Annotated in this window: 24 protein-coding genes and 3 pseudogenes; 8 read left to right on the plus strand and 19 right to left on the minus strand. The window is 42.3% G+C overall.

Annotation, left to right across the window (positions count from 1 at the left end; all coding sequences use genetic code 11):
* The first annotated feature begins 1 nt into the window (after nucleotide 1).
* Complete coding sequence (locus C9889_RS02145) at nucleotides 2–535, plus strand: O-acetyl-ADP-ribose deacetylase (RefSeq protein WP_129596829.1); 534 nt, start codon at nucleotides 2–4, stop codon at nucleotides 533–535.
* A 266-nt stretch (nucleotides 536–801) separates the two neighbouring features.
* Here C9889_RS02145 and C9889_RS02150 read toward each other — a convergent pair whose 3' ends face one another.
* Nucleotides 802–1,125 carry a hypothetical protein gene (locus tag C9889_RS02150; protein ID WP_129596831.1) on the minus strand — a complete coding sequence of 108 codons (324 nt, stop codon included), beginning with the start codon at nucleotides 1,123–1,125 and terminating at the stop codon, nucleotides 802–804.
* Nucleotides 1,126–1,732: 607 nt separating this feature from the next.
* Entirely contained in the window at nucleotides 1,733–2,818 is a 1,086-nt protein-coding gene (locus C9889_RS02160; protein WP_129596833.1) for a glycosyltransferase family 4 protein, read from the minus strand.
* 170 nt (nucleotides 2,819–2,988) lie between these two features.
* Here C9889_RS02160 and C9889_RS02165 point away from each other — a divergent pair, with 170 nt between their 5' ends.
* The gene (locus tag C9889_RS02165; RefSeq protein ID WP_129596835.1) at nucleotides 2,989–3,252 is read left to right on the plus strand and encodes a hypothetical protein; all 264 of its coding nucleotides are present in this window, start codon (nucleotides 2,989–2,991) and stop codon (nucleotides 3,250–3,252) included.
* Nucleotides 3,249–4,925: a glycoside hydrolase family 15 protein gene (locus tag C9889_RS02170; protein WP_129596837.1), complete on the plus strand. Its 1,677-nt coding sequence runs from the start codon at nucleotides 3,249–3,251 to the stop codon at nucleotides 4,923–4,925. The genes C9889_RS02165 and C9889_RS02170 overlap by 4 nt, the downstream gene beginning before the upstream one ends.
* Before the next feature lie 243 nt (nucleotides 4,926–5,168).
* Here C9889_RS02170 and C9889_RS02175 read toward each other — a convergent pair whose 3' ends face one another.
* From C9889_RS02175 to C9889_RS02185, 3 genes are read right to left on the minus strand one after another with little or no spacing between them, the layout of a single operon-like run.
* Nucleotides 5,169–5,897: a transposase gene (locus C9889_RS02175; RefSeq protein ID WP_129596839.1), complete on the minus strand. Its 729-nt coding sequence runs from the start codon at nucleotides 5,895–5,897 to the stop codon at nucleotides 5,169–5,171.
* Nucleotides 5,898–5,903: 6 nt separating this feature from the next.
* On the minus strand, nucleotides 5,904–6,110 hold the full coding sequence (locus C9889_RS02180) for a hypothetical protein (protein WP_129596841.1): 207 nt from the start codon (nucleotides 6,108–6,110) through the stop codon (nucleotides 5,904–5,906).
* A complete protein-coding gene (locus C9889_RS02185) occupies nucleotides 6,107–6,682 on the minus strand; it encodes a transposase (protein WP_129596843.1) in 576 nt (191 codons plus the stop codon). The genes C9889_RS02180 and C9889_RS02185 overlap by 4 nt, the downstream gene beginning before the upstream one ends.
* 607 nt (nucleotides 6,683–7,289) lie before the next feature.
* Between C9889_RS02185 and C9889_RS02190 the strand changes: the two genes are divergently transcribed.
* The 5 genes from C9889_RS02190 to C9889_RS02205 all read left to right on the plus strand — a co-directional run bounded on the left by C9889_RS02190 (nucleotide 7,290) and on the right by C9889_RS02205 (nucleotide 11,050).
* Nucleotides 7,290–7,769 (plus strand): metallophosphoesterase, encoded by a 480-nt coding sequence (locus tag C9889_RS02190; RefSeq protein WP_129596846.1) that lies wholly within the window; start codon nucleotides 7,290–7,292, stop codon nucleotides 7,767–7,769.
* A 220-nt stretch (nucleotides 7,770–7,989) separates the two neighbouring features.
* On the plus strand, nucleotides 7,990–8,112 hold the full coding sequence (locus C9889_RS10700) for a symporter small accessory protein (protein WP_013037568.1): 123 nt from the start codon (nucleotides 7,990–7,992) through the stop codon (nucleotides 8,110–8,112).
* A gap of 38 nt (nucleotides 8,113–8,150) precedes the next feature.
* Nucleotides 8,151–9,701 carry a sodium:solute symporter family protein gene (locus C9889_RS02195; protein ID WP_394342243.1) on the plus strand — a complete coding sequence of 517 codons (1,551 nt, stop codon included), beginning with the start codon at nucleotides 8,151–8,153 and terminating at the stop codon, nucleotides 9,699–9,701.
* Between the two features lie 90 nt (nucleotides 9,702–9,791).
* Complete coding sequence (locus tag C9889_RS02200) at nucleotides 9,792–10,541, plus strand: DUF1638 domain-containing protein (RefSeq protein ID WP_129596850.1); 750 nt, start codon at nucleotides 9,792–9,794, stop codon at nucleotides 10,539–10,541.
* Between the two features lie 80 nt (nucleotides 10,542–10,621).
* Nucleotides 10,622–11,050, plus strand: a complete 429-nt coding sequence (locus C9889_RS02205; RefSeq protein ID WP_129596852.1) for an adenylyltransferase/cytidyltransferase family protein — start codon at nucleotides 10,622–10,624, stop codon at nucleotides 11,048–11,050.
* On the opposite strand, the pseudogene C9889_RS02210 reads toward C9889_RS02205, so the two are convergent.
* The 14 genes and pseudogenes from C9889_RS02210 to C9889_RS02275 form a co-directional block, all read right to left on the minus strand.
* Nucleotides 11,045–12,186: pseudogene (locus tag C9889_RS02210) on the minus strand (pyridoxal phosphate-dependent aminotransferase). The gene C9889_RS02205 and the pseudogene C9889_RS02210 sit on opposite strands and share 6 nt — an antisense overlap.
* Before the next feature lie 20 nt (nucleotides 12,187–12,206).
* Nucleotides 12,207–12,611, minus strand: coding sequence for a 6,7-dimethyl-8-ribityllumazine synthase (gene ribH, locus C9889_RS02215; protein ID WP_072361247.1), 405 nt, complete (start codon nucleotides 12,609–12,611; stop codon nucleotides 12,207–12,209).
* 63 nt (nucleotides 12,612–12,674) lie between these two features.
* Nucleotides 12,675–13,139 (minus strand): riboflavin synthase, encoded by a 465-nt coding sequence (gene ribC / locus C9889_RS02220; protein WP_129596854.1) that lies wholly within the window; start codon nucleotides 13,137–13,139, stop codon nucleotides 12,675–12,677.
* Between the two features lie 6 nt (nucleotides 13,140–13,145).
* Nucleotides 13,146–14,293: pseudogene (locus C9889_RS02225) on the minus strand (pyridoxal-phosphate-dependent aminotransferase family protein).
* Nucleotides 14,294–14,381: 88 nt separating this feature from the next.
* Nucleotides 14,382–14,939 (minus strand): CBS domain-containing protein, encoded by a 558-nt coding sequence (locus C9889_RS02230; RefSeq protein WP_129596856.1) that lies wholly within the window; start codon nucleotides 14,937–14,939, stop codon nucleotides 14,382–14,384.
* A 47-nt stretch (nucleotides 14,940–14,986) separates the two neighbouring features.
* Complete coding sequence (locus C9889_RS02235; protein ID WP_129596858.1) at nucleotides 14,987–15,943, minus strand: calcium/sodium antiporter; 957 nt, start codon at nucleotides 15,941–15,943, stop codon at nucleotides 14,987–14,989.
* Between the two features lie 59 nt (nucleotides 15,944–16,002).
* Complete coding sequence (locus C9889_RS02240) at nucleotides 16,003–16,440, minus strand: universal stress protein (protein ID WP_164999254.1); 438 nt, start codon at nucleotides 16,438–16,440, stop codon at nucleotides 16,003–16,005.
* 16 nt (nucleotides 16,441–16,456) lie between these two features.
* A complete protein-coding gene (locus C9889_RS02245) occupies nucleotides 16,457–16,981 on the minus strand; it encodes a VIT1/CCC1 transporter family protein (RefSeq protein WP_129596861.1) in 525 nt (174 codons plus the stop codon).
* Between the two features lie 95 nt (nucleotides 16,982–17,076).
* Nucleotides 17,077–17,499, minus strand: a complete 423-nt coding sequence (locus C9889_RS02250; protein WP_129596863.1) for a response regulator — start codon at nucleotides 17,497–17,499, stop codon at nucleotides 17,077–17,079.
* Between the two features lie 131 nt (nucleotides 17,500–17,630).
* A complete protein-coding gene (locus C9889_RS02255; RefSeq protein WP_129596865.1) occupies nucleotides 17,631–18,101 on the minus strand; it encodes a class II SORL domain-containing protein in 471 nt (156 codons plus the stop codon).
* A gap of 52 nt (nucleotides 18,102–18,153) precedes the next feature.
* Entirely contained in the window at nucleotides 18,154–18,405 is a 252-nt protein-coding gene (locus tag C9889_RS02260) for an AcrB/AcrD/AcrF family protein (protein ID WP_129596867.1), read from the minus strand.
* Between the two features lie 12 nt (nucleotides 18,406–18,417).
* The gene (locus C9889_RS02265) at nucleotides 18,418–18,705 is read right to left on the minus strand and encodes a monomethylamine transporter (protein ID WP_129596869.1); all 288 of its coding nucleotides are present in this window, start codon (nucleotides 18,703–18,705) and stop codon (nucleotides 18,418–18,420) included.
* Nucleotides 18,706–18,718: 13 nt separating this feature from the next.
* Nucleotides 18,719–20,104, minus strand: coding sequence for an APC family permease (locus C9889_RS02270; protein ID WP_129596870.1), 1,386 nt, complete (start codon nucleotides 20,102–20,104; stop codon nucleotides 18,719–18,721).
* A gap of 176 nt (nucleotides 20,105–20,280) precedes the next feature.
* Nucleotides 20,281–21,107, minus strand: a pseudogene (locus tag C9889_RS02275) (monomethylamine:corrinoid methyltransferase); the annotation flags it as partial.

Genomic DNA, 21,107 nt, shown 5'->3' on the forward strand with positions numbered 1-21,107 from the left:
TATGGACCAGAGAATAATCAGGATAATTAAAGGCAACATCACAGAACAGGAAGTTGACGCTGTCGTGAATGCAGCCAACAATTCCCTGCTGGGCGGAGGAGGGGTTGATGGAGCAATACACAAAGCTGCAGGACCTAAACTGCTGGAAGAGTGCAGGACACTGAATGGTTGTGCAACAGGTCAAGCAAAAATCACACAAGGCTATAACCTGCCGGCAAAATGGGTCATACATACAGTGGGACCTGTATGGAATGGAGGAAACAATGACGAGGACAGAATGCTGGCAAGATGTTACAGGAATTGCCTTAAGCTGGCGGCAGAAAAAGGAATCAAAACTATTGCCTTCCCCTCAATAAGTACCGGAGCCTACCACTTCCCCATACCCAGGGCAGCTGAAATAGCGATAAATGAGGTAATCGATTTTCTGAACGACAGGCCTGTTTTTGACAGGATAGTATTTGTATGTTTTAACGATGAAACTTTCAGTAGCTTCAATCGGGTACTTAATGAGAATAAAAAAATGAGTAGAAAATAAAAATAATAGGAATTATGGCAGATTTACCTTCAATGTAGCTGGGATAATGTCAGCTACAATTGAAACACTTTTTACCTCTATGGGATTTGGAGACATTGATGATTGGATTTTCAGATAGAACAGTGGATTGGACTTTCATATCGGAAAGTCAACATAAAGCAGTATAAAAAGGAAAGTTGGAATTAAAAAAACTTAAAGTATAAAGTTGTTAATGACCCTATCCCTGAAATAATTCCAACTATAATTTCTATTTGTGAGAGCAAGGTTCAAATACTAGATCCAGTTTTGGAATCTGCATTTTGATCAACTGGTATTTTGAAATGTCCAAATACTGCTAATAATGGAATTTGTACAAATGACAGGGACAAGGAGCCTAACACAAGTGGCCTATTATCAAACAGAAATCCCGCCAATGCCAGTGCAAATGCAATCAATAAGGAAGAAATACTCACACTCAAAGCAAATGAATCATTATTAATTGCATCTGATAGTGGCTTAAATATCCTCATGTAAGGAATACTTATTATAGCTGCAAAGATGGCACTTACTGCTAGATATACTATAATTACAATGAAATTGTCTTGAGACAAAGATTCAGTTAGAAAATAGGCTATTATAAAAGTAAATGTACTTGCAAAAATGATTGCATTCAGAGCTATTTTTTCTCATATACTTTATCACTGCTTGCCAATTCCGTAATTTCCTCTGTGAATTTACTGGCAACTTCAGCTAAAAATATGTCATCACCTTGTGCCTTGTTCAATATATCTTCCCTTATTTTAAAAATAGTTAGAGAACGAGCAGCCGATCAAGCCACCCATAACCTTTTCCACGAAGCATAATTTCCAGAACATACACATTCAGTAGTTAGCTAATTATCTTGAGTTTATTGTGCAGTTTCACTTCCTCTATAATTCGATGATGGTTGCTTGTTGTGATGTCTCTCTGTCCGTTTTGTACATTTTCACTCAGAGATACTTGTGTGACAATCATATCTGGTTCGACATTAGGTGCGAGTGGGAGAGATTTATCTGGGTTTCAGATGCAACATAGAAAGAGTGATCTAGAGGTACATGTGCGGATCGAATCCATGATAAGTTAACATTGAGTACATCAAGAGCAGACTCTGGTTTTAATTAAGCACCTGCTGGTATACCTCTCCAGTATTCTTTGCTATATCTATCCAGTCAAAGTATGTTATCGCCCTCTCACGGCCCATTTTCCCATCAGGCACCTCTTTTCTGGATCATGATATAATCTATCAATCGCTTCTGCGATACTTGCACAGCTTTCCGGCTCCACCAGAACCCCGGTCCGGTTGTGGTCAATGATGTCTGGTATCCCTCCGACTCGTGTCCCAATGCACGCGGTTTCACATGCCATGGCTTCCATGAGCACAATACCGAAAGGCTCGTAGATGCTTGGCAGCACGAACACATCGGAGAGAGAGTATAATTTAATGAGTTCATGCTTCCCCACATGCGGAAGGCAGAGGATATGCTTGTCATGATATATATCCGGCTGGCCGACCAGGACCAGCATTATCTCTGGAATATCTTTCTGGAGCCTTCGCACGGCATCAACCAGATACTTCACACCCTTTTGAGGGTCATTCCTTCCAACAAACAGCACAACGAATCGGTCATCAAGTTTGTATTTTCTTTTGAGATCATCCGCATTCTGGTGTTTGAATGTCTCAGTATCCACACCGTTTGGAATGATTGTTATCATATCGGGTTCAATTTCAAATGTTTGCTCCAGTTCTTCTTGTATGGACTTTGATACTGCAATGAACCTGTCCACCATACCCACCACATTTTTCTCCATCATAACACTCAGCCCGTCTGGCTTCGTTCTGTTGATATCTATACTGTGAACTGTCATCACCAGTGGCAGCTGGGTGCTCTCCTTTGATAATGTAGTAGCTAACTGGATCAACCCACCATGCGAGTGTAACAGATCCAGACTGCCACCTGAAAACTGTTTCTTCACCATCGCAGCCACATTGATGTTGGTCAGTATCTTTTTATATGCTGCACTGAAATTATTAGATGCCTGATAATGAAGTTCTGTTGGTCCGTGTACCCATAAATTTCTGATCAACTGTTCGTTCGATTCCTGTACATTGGATGTAAACACATGTACCTGATCATTTCCGATTGCAAGACTTCTGGTTAACTCACCTACATGGATACCCACTCCACCAAAAAAATTTGGTGGATACTCATAAGAAAGAATTCCTATGTTCGCACCAGAATCAGGCTTTTTTAGACTAAACCCCACACTTATACCCCATTCTGTTATAGTATCATAGCCAATTTGATATCTTGACCCTTTAAATTAGAACCCCGATAATTTAATGGCGTCATTTCTCGTTTCCCATCAAGCAGGAAACTACTTTAGCTCATGATGTACATTTATACGTGAGAATATGTATTAAAGGTGATGCTAAAATGCCTAAACCACTCGTTGTTGGAAACGGATCACTGCTGGTGAACCTGGATATAAATGCAAGCATCCGGGACATGTACTTTCCCCATATAGGATATGAGAACCATGTGAATGGTCGACATTGTAGAGTAGGGGTAGAAGTGGATGGGAAAAATCTTGGTATGGTCTCTCTGATCGGGGATGATTGGAGCCACAAACTTGGTTACCAGAAAGATCGGTTGGTACTGATAGCTACTATCGCAATGATCGTCTTGGAGTTGAGTTGAGGTTCAACGAATGTGTACACCCTCATGAGAATGTATTCATTCGAAAGATAGCAATAACCAATACCGACACAAGGGATGTGGATCTGAAGCTGCTTTTCAGCCATGATATTGCCCTTTACGAGAACCCGAATGGTGATACGGCTATCTTTGATCCTGCATTGCAATCCATAATACATTATCAGGACTCGCGCTACTTCCTTATTAGTGGTTCACCATACTTTGACCAGTATGAAGTACGTCCAAAAGGGACAGATGAATCTGGTGCTATCAAGTCTGGAGATCTTAACATGAACTCCATTCAGGTTGGGGCAGTGAAGAGTTTCATCCGTTTCTCCCGGCATCTGGCCGGGGGGGAAACAAAAATAATATATTACTGGATTGCAGCAGGGAAAACTTTCTTTGAAGTCAAGCGGCTCAACGAACTTGTCCTTAATACAACACCTGAAAAGATGATAAGTGAAGCAGGGCAGTACTATTATTCATGGGTGAACAAAGAAAAGTACGATTTGTTTGATCTTCCACCAAAAGTGGTAGACTTATTCAAACACAGTCTGCTTATTATAAAGTCGCAAATTGATTACGATGGCGCGATCATAGCTGCCAATGACAGTGATATTCTTGAAAGGTTCAACATGGATTCATACAGTTACATGTGGCCGCGAGACAGTGCATTTGTCGCCATGGCGCTGGACATAACGCGCTACTCCGGGACTGTGCAAAAATTCTTTAAATACTGCCGGGGACTGCTCCATGATCACGGATATTTCCTGCAAAAATACAATCCTACAGGTACTCTTGCAAGTGGTTGGATGCCTTGGATAACACCTGATGGGCATATCCAACTTCCGATACAGGAAGATAGCACAGCACTTATTATCGTGGCTTTGTGGAATCATTATAAAATGACAAGATCTATCGAGAATATCGATTCGGTCTATCACTCAATGATAATACCAGCTGCCGAGTTCATGACCAAGTACAGGGATTCTTCTACTGGACTCCCAAAACCCAGTTATAATCTGTGGGAGGAGAAAAGAGCGGTCCACAGCTATACATGTTCGACAGTTTATGCGGGACTCATATGTGCTGCCAAGTTTGCAGCAATGTATGGAGACAATAACCTCGCAGAGAGCTACAACACGGCTGCCATGGAAATAAAACGGGGGATCGAGAGTCACCTGTATGATAAGGAACTGGGAAGGTTCCTGCGAAGCATCAACCCTAGGGATGTGACCGTAGATGCCAGTCTCTACGCCGTATCCCAGTTCGGGGTGCTCCCCCCCGACGATGCCAGGGTGGTTAGCACTATGAAAAGTATAGAAAGCATACTCTCGGTGAAGACTGAGGTAGGAGGCATCGCTCGCTTCTATAAGGATAAATATCAAGAAGTTGCGCAATACGATCCGGAGATAATACCAGGTAATCCTTGGTTCATATGTACCTTATGGGTAGCACAATGGTATATACAGATGGCAAAGAGCATCAACGACCTGCAAAACACAAGGGAGATAATACTGTGGGTCACAGATAGAGCCACAGACACCGGTATGCTGGCAGAGCAGCTGAATCCGTTTGATGGGAGTCCTTTAAGTGTGAGTCCTCTAACCTGGGCACATGCCACATTTGTACTAACTGTCATGGCCTTTGTCGAGAAAGCAAGATCACTGGAGTAACGATAGAGTTAAGCATCGATTTCCGATTAAAATAACTAACTATTATTACTTTTGACTGTCAAAGTTGGGTTCAATTGAGACCGTCGGATAATAGATAAAAAAGATTCCCTTTTCTTTATTAAAGAGCAAATTTAAGGCTTAAATTCATTTTTTTGAAAAATTATCATCTATTTGTTTGACATATTTTCAATCCAGTTTCTTTCAATCCTTTTTTAAGCCTCAACTCTTTCATCTCTTCTACCTTTAATATATTTCCCCACTCATTTTAATAAATCTCTTTAGATTAACTGCAATTCCTGTTAACATTGCTTGAATATTCATCTTCTCTTTCCCCCAGAACTTTGCTCTTTTCAGCCCATGAAATCTCTTCATCTCTCCCTGTTTTGGTTCGATATGTGCCCTCATTTTCATATCCCGTTTAAAATCTCGAGATTTACTGTATCTTTTAGCCTCTTCTAAAATGGGATAATGTCTACTTACTGTTATAGTCCTGTGATCCATTTTTGTACATTTTGTTTTCAAACTACACTCACAGCAATCGCTTTTTTTGAAATGATATAGATGTGTACCTTTTTTCTTATCATGATATGATATCATTGTCCTTTTGCCTGCAGGACACGTAACCCCTGATTTATCGATGGTAAACTTCTCCTGTGTGTAATAATCACCAGCTTTATTTGACTCTTTACTTACTGGTGCGATCAGCACAGCACCCTTTTTTAACATTCCAAATCGATTCGAAGCACTTCCATAAGCCCCATCTGCTACTACCTTATGGATCGTCTGATCATTCATCAATCCCTTATCAGTAAGTGGCAATAACAAGTCTCCATCATAACTGTTACCGCTAGTTGCATTGATATTAGTTATGAATCCATCTTCTGACATTGTAGAGTTCACCTTGTATCCAACAAACTTCTTCTTATCCGATTTTGCTCCATGCCTGGCATCAGGGTCAACTGGACTTACTATCCTATTTTAAACCTGTCCTTTTCTTCTTGAAATTCCTTCATCATCTTCCTGAATATTCTCGCATAGAATGCGTTTTAACACCTCTACTTTTTCTTGCACATTTTCATCATAATTTTCAGTTTTCTGAATTACTAACTTTGCTTCGTTCACGATTTCTATAAGCCTTCCTTCTTTCTCTTTTTGATCCATATCCCCAACCCTTTCTTTCCTCATAGATTGTTTTTTCCACCAAGATCCTTATAAAGTCGACGATCTACCTTTTTCAGTGATTTTAAGACTTCAGTAATTCCCTGTCTTAATATCCCAATTGTACTTGGAATAGCAATATTTGCAATCACATGTGTTGCATCAATATATTGTGTATCCCCTTTTGAAAAACCCGCATTCTGTATCTGATTTAAAATGTGGTAGAATACCTCATTCCATTTATCATTTCCAAGTTTATCCCTGAAATAACCCAGGGCACTGTGGTCATATGCGTTGTCCTCCAGATTCAGCCCAATAAACCATTTTACCATTATGTTAACCTGTGATTCGTATTCCATTTGCCTGTCAGAATAATCATAAAGGTATTGAACTACTGCAGACCGTAGCATCATTTCAGGTGTGTTGGTTACAGGACCGCCTTTGTTTGAACAATAGAGTTTTTCGCATGTTTCATTGATGAACGAGAAATCAACATTTTCATTGATCTTATAAAGCAAATGGTTTTTGAGTATCAATTTGTCGTAGACATCAGGACCATACATGAATGTTGTTTGCTTGGGTTTTTGAACAGAATACATTTTAATCACGATAGAGTTAATTATTTTAGGTAAAAATGGTTATATGATATAAATGTATCTATTGGTTGTGATTATGCGATAGAAAATGAGTATATACAATAGGAACTGTATGATATATGTATGTAAGTAGTAGACTTTTCCGACGGTCTCTCAATTCGTGCCCTTCCACTCAATTGAAAACCAATTCATCTTACTTTTTGGAAAGAACAAAAATAATATTATTCCAGTGACAATTACTTCCAAAAACATAGAAGTTATATACATATAAAATATTCAAAAGTTATTTATCTTAGGAAGTCGTAGGGAATATTGCAGATAAAGATAGCCTGCTCTATATTATGGGGGTATATGAGCGGGCTGGGGAGTGGGGTACTAAAAAAGATTTTGTGCCCGCTCATTAATGAGCCTAACAAGAGTATAGCAATATATATAGATTGTGATTTTATATTCATCGATTATAAGGCTGATATATTAAAGAGTTGGGACCCATTCATAGACTACGCACACGGCACGATAAGTAAAGTCATGCTGTAGTTGTAATTTCATGAAATCAGGCTGATAAAATATTATAGGAGTTGATGACTTAACACGAAAATATTTGGGAATAATGGCTGATTCCCACGACAATTTAGATATGATACGCAAAGCGGTGAACTTCTTCAATCAAAAACAAGTCTCTGCTGTGCTCCATGCCGGGGATCTCGTATCACCCTTCAACGTAAAAGGATTCACGGAACTGAAGGTTCCTCTTCACCTTGTATTTGGAAATAACGAGGGAGACAGGATTACTCTAAAGGAATGGTTTGCAAAACAGGGAGCAAACGTATGTGGTGATTTTGGCACACTGGATATAGAGGGTTTGCATATTGCCCTGCTACACGGGATAAACGAAGAAGAAATTGAGGCTCTTGCTGCATCCGGTCATTTTGATCTCATTGTCAGGGGACATACCCACCAGGCAGGCAGCCACATGATCGGCAACACACGAGTGATAAATCCCGGGGAAACTGCCGGAGTACTTACGGGAAAAGCTACTGTTGCACTGGTGGACACCAAAACAAAGGAAACCGAAATAATTGAACTATAAAAGAAGGGAGGAGGCGTGGTCTGACAACAACGCCCTTTAAGGTCTGCAAAACAGACATAGTATTACAAAAATTGTCTGTTGTAATACTTAATTTTACTTTTCTGCTACTTTTCGATAAATACCTTTTGGTCCGTTAGTTAGATCCCTGTTTATCCTGCTCTTTTCGAAAAGTTCAAGTATGTTACTTGCTAACACCCCCCAGTATAAAAGAGGTGTAAAAATGTTAGGCATAGAGGACCCCTACATATGGAGTGCATATGTTCTGTGCATAATAAGTGCCATTGCCTGCATGGCATATGGAATTGCAAAATGGAATGAAGAGGAGGAAGAGGATTGCCTGTAAACCCGGTAGTTCTCGGTGTAATCGTTCTGGTCTATCTGATGATAGTCTTCTATTGCGGATGGATTGCCTATAAACGCACAAAAGAAGTTGACGATTACATGCTTGCAGGAAGGAGTGTGCACCCCTATATCCTGGCCCTGTCCTACGGAGCGGCATTTATCAGTACATCCGCAATCGTTGGTTTCGGGGGAGTCTCCGCAACATTGGGCATGGGAACACTCTGGCTTGTCTTCATGAATATCGTGGTGGGAATCTTTGTAGCCTTTATCCTCTTCGGATCACGCACACGGCGTATAGGTGTGAATCTGGGAGCTGTCACATTCCCCGAACTGCTGGGTAAACGTTTCAATTCGAAATTCATACAGGGTTTTTCAGGTGCTTTGATCGGTGTATTCATGCCCCTCTATGCAGGTATAGTACTTATCGGAGGAGCCCGGTTCATGGAAACATCCCTGGGAATAAATTATGACGTGGCCGTATTTATCCTCACGATTATTGTTGCAGCCTATGTGATTACAGGAGGCTTGCTGGCGGTTATGTACACAGACGCCATGCAGGGAACCCTGATGCTTGGAGGCATGACTGTACTGCTCATATTAACTTATGCTAATCTCGGTGGAATCACGGAAGCCCACCAGGCTCTCACAGACATGTCGTCAATGGTACCTGCAGGTTTAGCGGCAGGCGGACATACTGGATGGACATCAATGCCTGCGTTTGGCACACCTATATGGTGGACAATGGTATCTACAATTATACTCGGCGTGGGAATCGGCGTACTGGCACAGCCCCAGCTTGCCGTGCGTTTCATGACAGTAGATAGCAAGAAATCCCTCAACAGGGCAGTATTTGCAGGTGGGCCTTTTATCCTCATGATGGCAGGAGTTGCCTATATAGTAGGTGCCCTTTCCAATGTGTATTTCCTCGACTCGCAAGGCCAGATTGCATTGGATGTGGCAGGAGGGAATATGGACCGCATCATCCCGGAGTACATAAACAGTGCCACACCAGACCTTTTCGTTGCAATATTCATGGTAACCCTGCTGGCAGCTGCTATGTCAACTCTCAGTTCCCAATATCACACAATGGGAACTGCTATTGGTCATGATTTTTATAAAGAATTCCTCAAGGGTGGTAAATCCGGAAAAACCATATCAGTAACCAGACTGGGAATCGCTGTTACAATCATACTGAGTGTTATCCTTGCCTACATGCTGCCAATCAGCATTATTGCCCGTGGTACAGCTATTTTCTTCGGCCTATGCGCGGCTGCCTTCCTGCCCGCCTATGCAGGAGCACTGTTCTGGCCGCGTATGACCAGGGAAGGAGCGATTGCAAGTCTTCTTGCAGGAACATTCAGCAGCCTTTTCTGGCTGGCTTTTGTCCATGCAAAAGAAGCTGCTCCCCTGGGAATATCACAGGCCATTTTTGGAACGGAAACCCTGCTCACCGGCACGTGGACAGTTGTGGATCCAATCCTTGTTGCCACACCGATTGCAGCCATTACCGCAGTAGTAGTAAGCCTTGCTACCAAGCCAATGCCAGAAGAACACCTCAACAGATGTTATAGGGGATGCACAAAAAGATAAGGCCAGAAGGCGTAATCTTAAAATCCCTTCCCTTTTCTATTTTTATACAGGTGATTTAACCTGCCAACCCTAACAATAATAGCCTGCCGGATGTTTGAAGATGAGATAGCATATCTGATTGAAAAGGACAATTCGATAGACAATGTGATCATAATTGAAAATGATGAATCTTATGGTATCAGGGATAAACTCAGTAAAGCAGGAGTGGACGTTGAAACAAAAACCATGGTGAATTTGCTGAATAACCCATTGCCTGATAAACAATTCAATATAGTTATCCAGATACTTGAATTTGCCCTGCATGCAATCCCAAAAAAACTCAAGGACGAGGTATACACAAATACCAAGAGATTGTCCCCCATATCCGATGGTATATTGCTTTTTTACGGGTTGTGTGGCAATGTACTCTCAGACATAGAGGAAGATTTTGCCGACCATCCATGTCCGGTGGGAATACTAAGAGAAAATAACGGGGAAACAATCGATGACTGTATTGGTGCCGTACTTGGAGGCAGACAGGAATATCTCGACACTCTCAAGAGTTTCAAAGGGGAAGGGGCTTTTTTCCTGACACCCATGTGGGCAGCCAACTGGAGAGATATGCTTGTCTGTTCAGGTTTTGGCAAAGATAAAAACGACATTGAAACATCGAGATATGTCTTTAATGAAGTTGGTTACAAACACGTTGCAAAGGTTGACACAGGAATTGATTACGAAGAGGATTTCCATGAACAAGTGGATGAATTTGCTAATCTCTTCGATTTTGATATACTGCATGTGCCGGCAAACCTGAATACTTTAAAGCAGTGCTACAGTAATTTCAAAAAGGAATTATATTGACCCAACAGTATCCGGACCTTTTCCATAAAGTTATTAAAGGTAATTCCTATTCATTAGCGGACAATTAATCAGGTGATGAATTGACACGCATACTTGCAACAGGAACCTTTGACATACTGCACCCAGGGCATCTCTACTATCTGGAACAGGCCCGAAAGTATGGCAGTGAATTATATGTCCTTGTTGCACGGGACTCAACAATCGAACATAAGCCAAAACCCATAGTTCCTGAAAAGCAACGGCTTGAAATGGTTAAAGCTTTAAAGGTTGTGGACCATGCCCTTCTGGGAAGCGAAGAAGATATGTTCAAACCCCTCGAAGAGGTACAACCGGATATTATCGTACTGGGACACGACCAGGTATTCGATGAAAAAGAACTTGAAGATAAACTCCAAAAAAGAGGATTCAATACAAAGGTAGTGCGCCTCGGAAAACCCCGTCAATGCACCCTTTGCAGCAGTGGTAGAATTATAAAAAGAATTCTGGAAAGGAAAAGAACAGAATTATAAAAGGCAATTCCCAATCCTTTCAAGAGCTTCTCTTATCCTTTCCTGTGAAATGGCGTATGAAAGCCTCACGAAATTGTTACCACTAGGGCCAAAAGCTGAACCGGGGGTCGCAGCAACGTGAGCATCTGAAAGCAATTTCTCAGCGATTTCTTCACCATTGCCGTACTCGCTTACATCCGCAAATGCATAGAATGCACCTTTCGGACGGCTGCAATGTATACCTATATCATTCAACCCATCTACAAGGATATCGCGACGTGCCTGAATTCAGCCACCATGTCCTCAACAGGTTGCTGGTCGCCTTCCAGTGCCTCAATGGCACCATATTGAGCAAACGTTGTAGCACTGCTGACAGAATGTGACTGGATTTTCTGGAAATCATGGAGGAAAGTTTCATTGGCAGCGACATAACCTAACCTCCAACCTGTCATCGCATAGGATTTGGAAAAGCCATTTACAGTTATGGTACGATCATGCATCCCTTCCATAGCACCTATACTGTAGTGTTTTTCATCGTAAAGTATCTTCTCATAGATCTCATCAGAGAGAACCAGCAGATTATGATCAATGGCAAGGTCGGCGATTTCCTTTAATTTGTCCTTGCCAAAAACACCACCTGTGGGATTGCAAGGGGAATTGACAACTATCAGACGCGTTTTATCTGTAATGTGATCTCCAATATCATAAGGAAGAAAAACATTTTCCGGGTCTGTAGGCACCCATTTGGGTTTTGCTCCTGCAAATTTGATGCATGGCTCATAGGAAACCCAGGCAGGATCGAACAGGATAGCCTCATCGCCATCATCAAGTACAGACATCATAACTTCGAAGATTGCCTGTTTGGCTCCCGGTGTAACCATCACATTGGATGCATCAAAATCCAGATTGTTCTCTGTTTGTAGTTTTTTGGCTATAGCTTCTCGCAGTGGTTTGATACCCGGGGATGGAGAATAATGAGTTTCTCCGCTATAAAGCGCCTTGCATGCAGCATCACTGATATTCTTGGGCGTATCAAAATCAGGTTCACCCAGACTAAAGCTGATTACATCAATGCCATCATGCTTGAGCTTATTTGCTATATTGGCTATACGGATTGTTGGGGATTCAGCCACTCGGGCCAATCTTGAAGATGCCATTAATAGCCCCTATGAATTATTTAGAGACGTCTGATAAGTTTTACCGCAGCCTCTACAGCCCTCTTGGCATAATCGACCCTCTGGTGAGCCTCCATGCGACTCATACCGGGACCTGCAATGCCCAGAGTGACAGGCTTGTTGTATTCCAGAGAAAGGTCGGTAATCTTTCTTGAGGCATGCTGGACCACGATATCATCGTGACCTGTGGCACCTTCTATCACCGAACCAATGGTTACAACTGCGTCAATGTCATCTTTTTCACAAAGTTTCTTGATTGCAAGCGGCATATCGTAAACACCGGGCACAAGAATGGTATCTGTCACTTCCGCGCCCAGGAATTTTGCATGCTCTATACCAAGCAATTCCATCTGGTAGGTAAGATCCCTGTTAAATTCCGCTACCACAAATCCCAGTCTGATTGTCATTATATTGTTCTCCAATGCAGATTTTGCTTCCTAATCATACTTATAAATTATAAAATCAAACTTTCATCCACGCAGGCTTCCTACATCCTCAAAACCCTGCCTCTGGCCCGTACCTGCCTGTTTTACAAGTTTCTCAGGCTTAAAGAGAAGATCCACGACATTACGAGAATGCTCACGAGCACGGTTCTCCATAAGAAAAGCAAGCTCCTTCTCATCCTTGCCTTCATCTTCGTGAACAAAAACTTCTATTATATGCGTATTTGTCATAAGCTGGGCCTGGATGATACCCGTGGAAGCCTCATGTGCACATACTTTATCTTTTTGCGCAGCACCGGGCATTCCCAGAGCCATAACTATTTCGCAGCCCTGCTCATCGATAAGCTTTTTAGAAGCCACCGGCAGGTCCTTTATACCCGGAACTGTGATCCGAATTATACGGGCTGAAACATACTGCCTGATCTCATCCACAGCAGCGCTGCCCATATCAAAACGTGCAAACGTCGTGTCTACAATACCTATGGTTTTCATAATATCTCATTTACACAATACTTCAATTGCAGCTTCTGTTGCAGGACCCAGTTCTGAAACCACTCCCCTTTCCTTGAATACTACCTCAATCTGCTGGAGAGTACTGAGAATATCCCTGTAACTTACATTGGCCATACTTCCAATACGGAAAATCTTGCCCTTAAGGTGGGCCTGTCCGCCTGCAATTGTAATTCCTGCTTTCATCATTTCCTTCTTAAGGGTTTCACTGTCCATACCCTCCGGGGACTTCATTGCAGAGACAGTGTTGGAATACGCACTGCATTCATTGAGCTGCGGGAACATTTCGATACCCATGGCCTCCATTGCTGCACGCACAGCGGCCGCACCGGTACAGTGTCTTTTTATTCTGGCATCCATTCCTTCTTCTTCAATTATATGGAGGGATTCCTGCAGGGCATAGAAAAGAGGGATCGCAGGTGTGTAAGGAGTTTGTGTTTTTTCCTTGTCAGCACTTTTTTTTTGCAGGCTTTGAGATCAAGATAATAGGGAAGGTTTTCTTTTTCCATTGCGTCAAATGCAGCTTCATTTACAGAAAGCATGGAAAGGCCTGGTGGTGCACCAATACATTTCTGGGAACCAACCACTGCTACATCAACTCCCCAATCATCTACAAATACATTATCTCCACCCAGTGAAGTCACACCGTCCATTATAAAAAGGGACCCATATTTCTTTGCCAGTTTGCCGACCTGTTCTGCAGGATTCAGTATACCTGTGGAGGTTTCGTTATGAACCATGGTTACGGCCTTTGCTCCTTCCTGAAGTTGTGCTTCAAGCAAATCCAGATCCACTGAATTACCCCATTCAAATTCCATGGGAACGACAGAACCGTATCTGGATGCAAGATCTTTGAAACGCTCCCCGAATTTACCATTCTCAATGGAGATTATCCTGTCATCTTTGTCTGCGATACAACCTACAGCAGCTTCCATAGAAGCAGTACCTGAACCACTTAACACAAAAATGTCATTTTCTGTCTTGAAAACGTCAGCAAGAATTCGGCGACAGTCATCGTATATTTCAGAAAATTGTGCTCCACGATGATTGATCATCGGCTTGGACATTGCCCTGAGAACCCTTGCGGGTACTGGCACCGGGCCCGGCATCATTAATAAATTATCTTCAAGATCCATAGACTTTCCTCTAATAGCTTTTTTAACTAATCCACACCTAATGTAGCGCTAATATTTAACTGTAGTTAAACAGTCAGAATTAACAAAATCACCCATGTAGCAACTTTATTATGTCGTGCTTGGTGATAAATCCGATAGCAACTCCCTTTTCAAGCACCAGAACTGCAGGATAGCGCTCCAGCAGTGTAGATACAATACCAATATCAGCCTCTGGTGAAACTGCCGGAAAAGATTCACCCATCATATCCTCTACTTTCATTTTGGATATCATGGCGGTTTTATTCTCAGCCATTGACTTGACAAAAGTGTCCTCTGAAATACTGCCTACAGGCACACCATTATCAATCACAGGAACCTGAGAATAACCATGCTCCTGCATGATACTGACTGCATGGTCCACCGACTCATCGGAAGATACAAAAACCACAAGGGTATGCATGATGTTCCTGACACATATCTTTTCTTTTTCAGATTGGTCAAAAGCATCAAATATTTTTCTCAAGGTAGATAACCTCGGATCAACATCACCCGCCTCTATTCTTGCTATAAGGGGCTGGCTGACACCGGCTCTTTTTGCCAAGCCGCTCTGTGTAAGTCCTAGCTCTATCCTTTGCTGCTTTATGGATTGGGCAGTTGGCAGTATCATTTAGTACTATTGATGTGAATTTTATTATTTAAGCAATTGCTTATATATTACATATAGAAAAAGAAAAGACCTCCCACATATGCAATATAGGTGACTAAGACAACAGCTCCCTCCCAGCGTGCAAGTTTGCGACCCGTCAATCCAAAAAATACAATCATTCCCATTATTAACAACATTGCAGGAAAATCATAGTACAGGGATTGGTCCTGTATTGGAAGTTCACTGATAAGGGAAGAAGCACCCAATATAAGTGCTATATCCATCGTATTTGCCCCCAGTATGTTACCAACAGTCAGGTCATGATGGCCTTTGAGGGTAGCTGAAATCGCAGTTATCAGTTCTGGAAGAGATGTCCCAAATGCTACAAGGGTCAATCCGATTATCATCTCGGGAACACCAAGCCACATAGCAATGTCAGTACCGGAATCAATAAGAATACGACTGCCACCCACCACAAGAGCAGCACCAAGAACAAAAAAGGCCACATCTTTTGAAATAGAATCGGATACTTCGCCAAGTTCTTCATTTACTTCTTCTTCATTTGTCCCAAAAAGCAACGATTGACGTCTGTAATTGTAATAGAGAAAAGCAACAAAAACTACCAGTAAAAGTATACCATCAACAGGTGTGAGCATGCCGTCAATGGATATTACAATCAGCAGCAAAGCCGATACAATCATAAATGCACCCCTTTTCAAAAAAGAGGAATCCTCTACAGGAATCGAGCGTACGACTATTACGCCTCCAAGGATCAGGCCGGCGTTGCATATAGCAGAGCCCACAGCGTTACCAACTGTCAGACCTGTGTGGCCCAGATAGGCAGCATATACAGAAACTGTAAATTCCGGTGCAGTCGTTGCGAAACTTACAATAGTCGCTCCTATAATCATTTTAGGAATGCCACTTTTTTGGGATATTGAGACTGCAGACTCGGTAAACCAATCAGCACCTTTTGTAATAAGGATAAGGCCTACTATAAAAAGTGGTAAAGTATATTGCTGCATTTTTGGGATCAGCGCAATATGGTTAATAAAGAATATAAAACTTAACCGGTTAAAATTTTTCAGTCACCTGCAGTAATAACAAGTACGGGTCCTATATCAGCAGCAATCAACCATCTTGTGAGGCTTCCAAAGGGATCGCTACGCAATGATTCTGTCCCCATCACAGTAAGATCAACCTTGCTTTTCTGTGCAATATTTATTATTTCACGACCCGGATTACTGCCTCCAACAACCCGGGTATGGATCTCTATGCCATGTATTTCAGCTTGCTTTCTGGCATACTCCAGATTGGCTTCTATACTTTTAATAACCAGGTCGGCAAGCTTTTCATGAAACTCGTCCGGGAATGATTTTAAGTTGCTTGGCCCTTCCACATAAATTACAATAATGCGCCCATTCTCCACAGATGCGATATGCAATGCGTTATCAATTACTTTTTTGGAAAGTTTCGTTTCATCAATTGGCACCAGAATGTTACGATAGGTTATGTCTTTCATTTTACCACCATCCATCTCATGTAAGTCCAAAAGCAGTTACAACAATTACAACAAGTATTCCAAGCCCAACCATTCTGACAGAATGTAGTATCAGGTTTTGCCGGGCTATTTTGCCGGAAAACATTCCAAGAACAGCCAAAACGATAATACTTAATCCAACTGAGACCTCCAGTGCATAATTTTCCAGAAATACAAACGGCAATATCGGCACAAGAGAACCAATCAGACTGGAACCACCATGAGCTAGAGTATCATACAATATTTTATTGCGCGTTTCTTTTTCAAGACTTGTAGATTCAAGATTGCGCAAGAGAGGTTTTTCAAGATCAGCAAGATGGCCATACTCTACCGCACTTTCTGCAAGGTAAGACCCAAGTCCATTGGTCATTGCAAGAGCAATCGCACCCCCTAGAGCAGCATTTGTTATGAGATCAGGGTTAGAAGAGACATTCGAAGCACCAATGACAACACCAAGTACTGCCAGTATTCCATCAATACTGCCAAGGATAATATATCTACTTTGATCGGATTTTGGTTTCATTTAAGACACTCAACAGTTTATGAGCACGTATCAAGACATAGATATATGACTACAAAAAATATAACAATTTTGCATACAGGGTTCGATTTATTCTTTCATCCTGACAAAGCGCAAGAATCAGAAAAATCCAAAGCCTCAAAAGAGGATTTATTTCCAGACAAAGCCTCTTCTATCATATTACGCAGCTGTGAGTCATCAAAGGGTTTCATTATAGTTCCCACTGGTTTCAGTTCATCGACGCGCTGCAAAATGGCCTTGTCAGAAATACCGGTCAGGAAAATAAATTGAGTAGCCAATTTCTGTTTGATTACTTTGGCAGCTTCAATTCCGTCCATATTGCCTTTAAGAACAATATCCATCAATATTAAATCCGGTTTCAAATGTGATGCCATATTAATAGCCGTTTGTCCGTCTGCCACAATTCCACAAACAACATAACCCATATTTTCCAGTTTGAGTTTTATGCCCATTGCAACGATCATTTCGTCCTCAACTACCAATATACCCCCGGATTCCATGATTACTTCCTCTGTTTGCTAATTAATTTAAAAAAAGTACAAAGTGAATTTTTAGATAAGCATTTGTTTTTGTTGTAATAAAATAAAAAATGTACCGGCAAAACCGGTACCCCAATTTCACATATAGATAATCAAGCTTTCCAGCTACATTTTTTGCCTGGCCTTTCTTTTGAGGACATAACTTCCACTTCCATGGAAGATTCCCAGAGGCCATGGACATTACAACTTTCAATTGCTTTAAAATCTGTAATCACAGAAGTTAAACCACAATCTCCACAAACATTTACACCCCGGATGTGACATACTTCAAATTCGGTGGCACCAATTAACTCCTCATGGGGAGTTACTTTAAAAGTTGCTTCTGCTTTTTCTGCAGATGGCCCCAGATCCACCCTGCCTATCTTCTGATCTGCAAGATAGATGTCTATCCATTCGCTGTAGTGGCCTTCTTCCATTACATGTGGTTCAATCCCAACAGAAACCTTGACCTCATAGGTACCTCCTGCTGTCATCATTGAAGGTCCTTCAATTACCGGTATATGTTTCTTTTCAGTCTCTGTTGGATTATCCTTGTCTTTTAAACGGTTGATATTATCAGTCATCGTATCACCTACCCATTAATTAAAAAATAAGTTGCCAGCAATGCTGACAACTTCAGAACCTGTAATTCTTAACCGAGTGGAAAAGCACCACTCCAAAGAACACCAGAATTACAGCAACCAGGCTGAAATAAGACACCGGGTCCCAGATAAATTTCATGCCTCCTGACTCCCCCCAGCCTACAAGGACGGTACCTTGCAGGACAACAGGCAGTACAACACAGATACCTGCCACTATAAAAATAAACAAGATGTCAAATATCTGCATGAATACGCTTCTTTCCTTTCCCCTGCTAGTAACTGCCATACTTAATCCTCCTCAGTCATAATACCTGAATGTATACATATGCTCCTTTATAGAACTATACACTCTTAGACATGCAGCGGTTCCTATACCCAATACCAACAGCAAGAATAGCACATAAACCGGGAATATACTCGAAAGTTCAGGCGTGCTGTCCCATACCGTGGTAATTATAGTATAGAAGATGAATGACTCTGAGAAGAACAAAATACCCATCAAAGCCACCACAACAAGACCGTCCTGCCTCAGTTTGCTCATATATCTTACAGTATCAACATTTTCTTCTGTTGTTTTATCTTCCAAGATCATCACCTCCTTATGTCCTCACAGGGTCGGGCCAGCCCATCTCTTCGCCCCAATCGTGGCTAACTTCTAAACTCCGATATCTCCGGTTGAAATAGAAATATGCAATCGCATAGAACAACAGGCCAAATATCAGATTATATCTGTATCCCCATTGCAGGGTCGACATTATCACAAGCGCCAGGAATATTGTGAAGTATGCAAGCCAAGGTTGCAACGGACCAACGAATGGACGCACTTTGTTGCTGTGTTGTGGGAACATCTTCCTGAAACGAATCAGGGAGAATGGAATCATAACATAACACACAAGTCCGGACGTTATCGAGAATGTGATAACCTGATCCAGGAAACCACTGAATGCAAATGCAATCGCAATTGGCATAGTGAAAATAACAGCCCTGTAAGGAGTGTTATATTTTGGATGTACAGCAGAGAACCATGGGGTCAGGAATTGGTCCCTTGAAAGGGCATACCATGATCTTGAAGAGTCACAAATAGTACCGTTGGCACTTGCAAGGCATGTGAATAGAGTACCTATTGCAAGGAGTACTACAAGCAACTGTACACCACTGTTCGTGGCTGCCTCATAAAGTGGATAGACAGATACACCAAGCTGGTCTGTTGGTATAAGACCAGAACATACATACAGTGTCATACCGGCTGCAAGCAAAAGAGTGATCATCCCTGCCTGTTGACCCAGCGGCACTGCCCTGGAAGGATGTTTACATTCTTCAGCACTCATGGCTGCACCTTCTATACCCAGATAGAACCAGGGACCAAACTGCAATGCAGCGAAAATTCCTATAAAGCCATTTGGCATAGCACCGGATATTAAGTTACCCGGATTCCATACACCTGCAAAACCTGTAACACTCATGGCGAAGAATGCAAGAATCGCAATGAATGCAGTAAATGTCAGTGCGAAATTAAGATTAAGCGCTGCCACAATACCCCTGTAATTCATAAATGTCAAGAACGTGATCACTAAAAGCGTTACCGGGAATACCTGTATCTCCGGGAAAATTGATTCTGCAATCCATGCCACAACAATGGCATCTGCGGCTTCCAGAGCGATGTATTCCATATAAACAGCAAGTCCTACCAGTGCCGCTGCACCGGGACCTACAAATAATCTTGCCCAGTCATAAGGTCCTCCCGCAAGTTTGGTAGATGCACCTAGTTCACTTGCACACAGAGAAACCATCAGATACATTGTACCGGCAACAAGTAATGCCAAAAGGGAACCCAATATACCACCTTTGGCAACCGTAAAGTTCCATCCCATAAATTCACCCACCAGCACAATACCGACACCAAGTGCCCATACATGATAAGGTCTTAGTGTCTTGACAAGACTGGTAGATTCATCAAGAGGATCTTTAGTAATTTCATCTGTCATTCAATATTCCCCCATTATTTTTTCGTTACCTTCATTGCATCAAGCAACATCCAGCCGATCATGGTGAAACATACCAGGTAAATGACGCCGTTAATTATAGTCCAGGTCATTCGGATGCCTCCTATTTGTTTTTATATCTCTACGAAAAAAGAGCCATAAAAATGGCTCTTTCACACTCAGAATACCAGACCCAGGTCTTCGAGTTTCTTCTTTGCCCCGTCATAGACCTTGACGTATTCCTCGGTCGGTGTAACGGTTGCAACATCATAGCATTCCTGGAAAGTCTTGCCTTCAGGTGCGTTGGCATAATCGCCTTCATAGCTTGCTACAAGTTTATCCAGAATCTGGTTGACAGTATTGATATCCATACCAGCGGTTGCACGTGCGACTTCTCCCATCATACGTGCTTCCATACCGGTTGTCTTGTCAGTTCTGACACCCTTGGCAGCTGCAACACCGGACAGGATCTCACGGCCGGATGCAGTATCGGTTATGGACTGGGCTGCAGCCTCAAGCAGGCACATCTCGGTGCATGGACCGGCACATGGATAGTACTGGTTACCGGACATAAGGTCTGTGAACTCGGAGATGGTGGCACATGCCCAACCTGCGATCATAAGGGTCTCACGGGTGTTGGTGGATCCCCAGCGGATGTGCACAGGACCATCAAGGTGCCAGCTGGCACTGCTCATTACCATAGAGTTGAGGTGAGTTGCAACATCGACAATGGTTGTTTCCTCAACACCGCCGGCGTAACCACCAAAGATTGGCATCTGTTCATCCATGATGATGTCACTGTTACCCTTGTAGTGGGCAATGACAGCGATTGCGTCAAGATCGATCTTGAGTTCGTTCAGCTGGGAGACTTCGTGGCTGTCGTTGGAGTTCATACCACCGACACAGTCTGCACCGATGTTACCCTGTGCGGACAGGGAAGTCTCAGGGCCCTAAACGGCCATACCGGGACGACCTGCCATAGAAGCGGCGGTCCTGATCTGACGGG

Source organism: Methanohalophilus profundi (genome assembly GCF_004137855.1).
GTDB classification, from domain to species: domain Archaea; phylum Halobacteriota; class Methanosarcinia; order Methanosarcinales; family Methanosarcinaceae; genus Methanohalophilus; species Methanohalophilus profundi.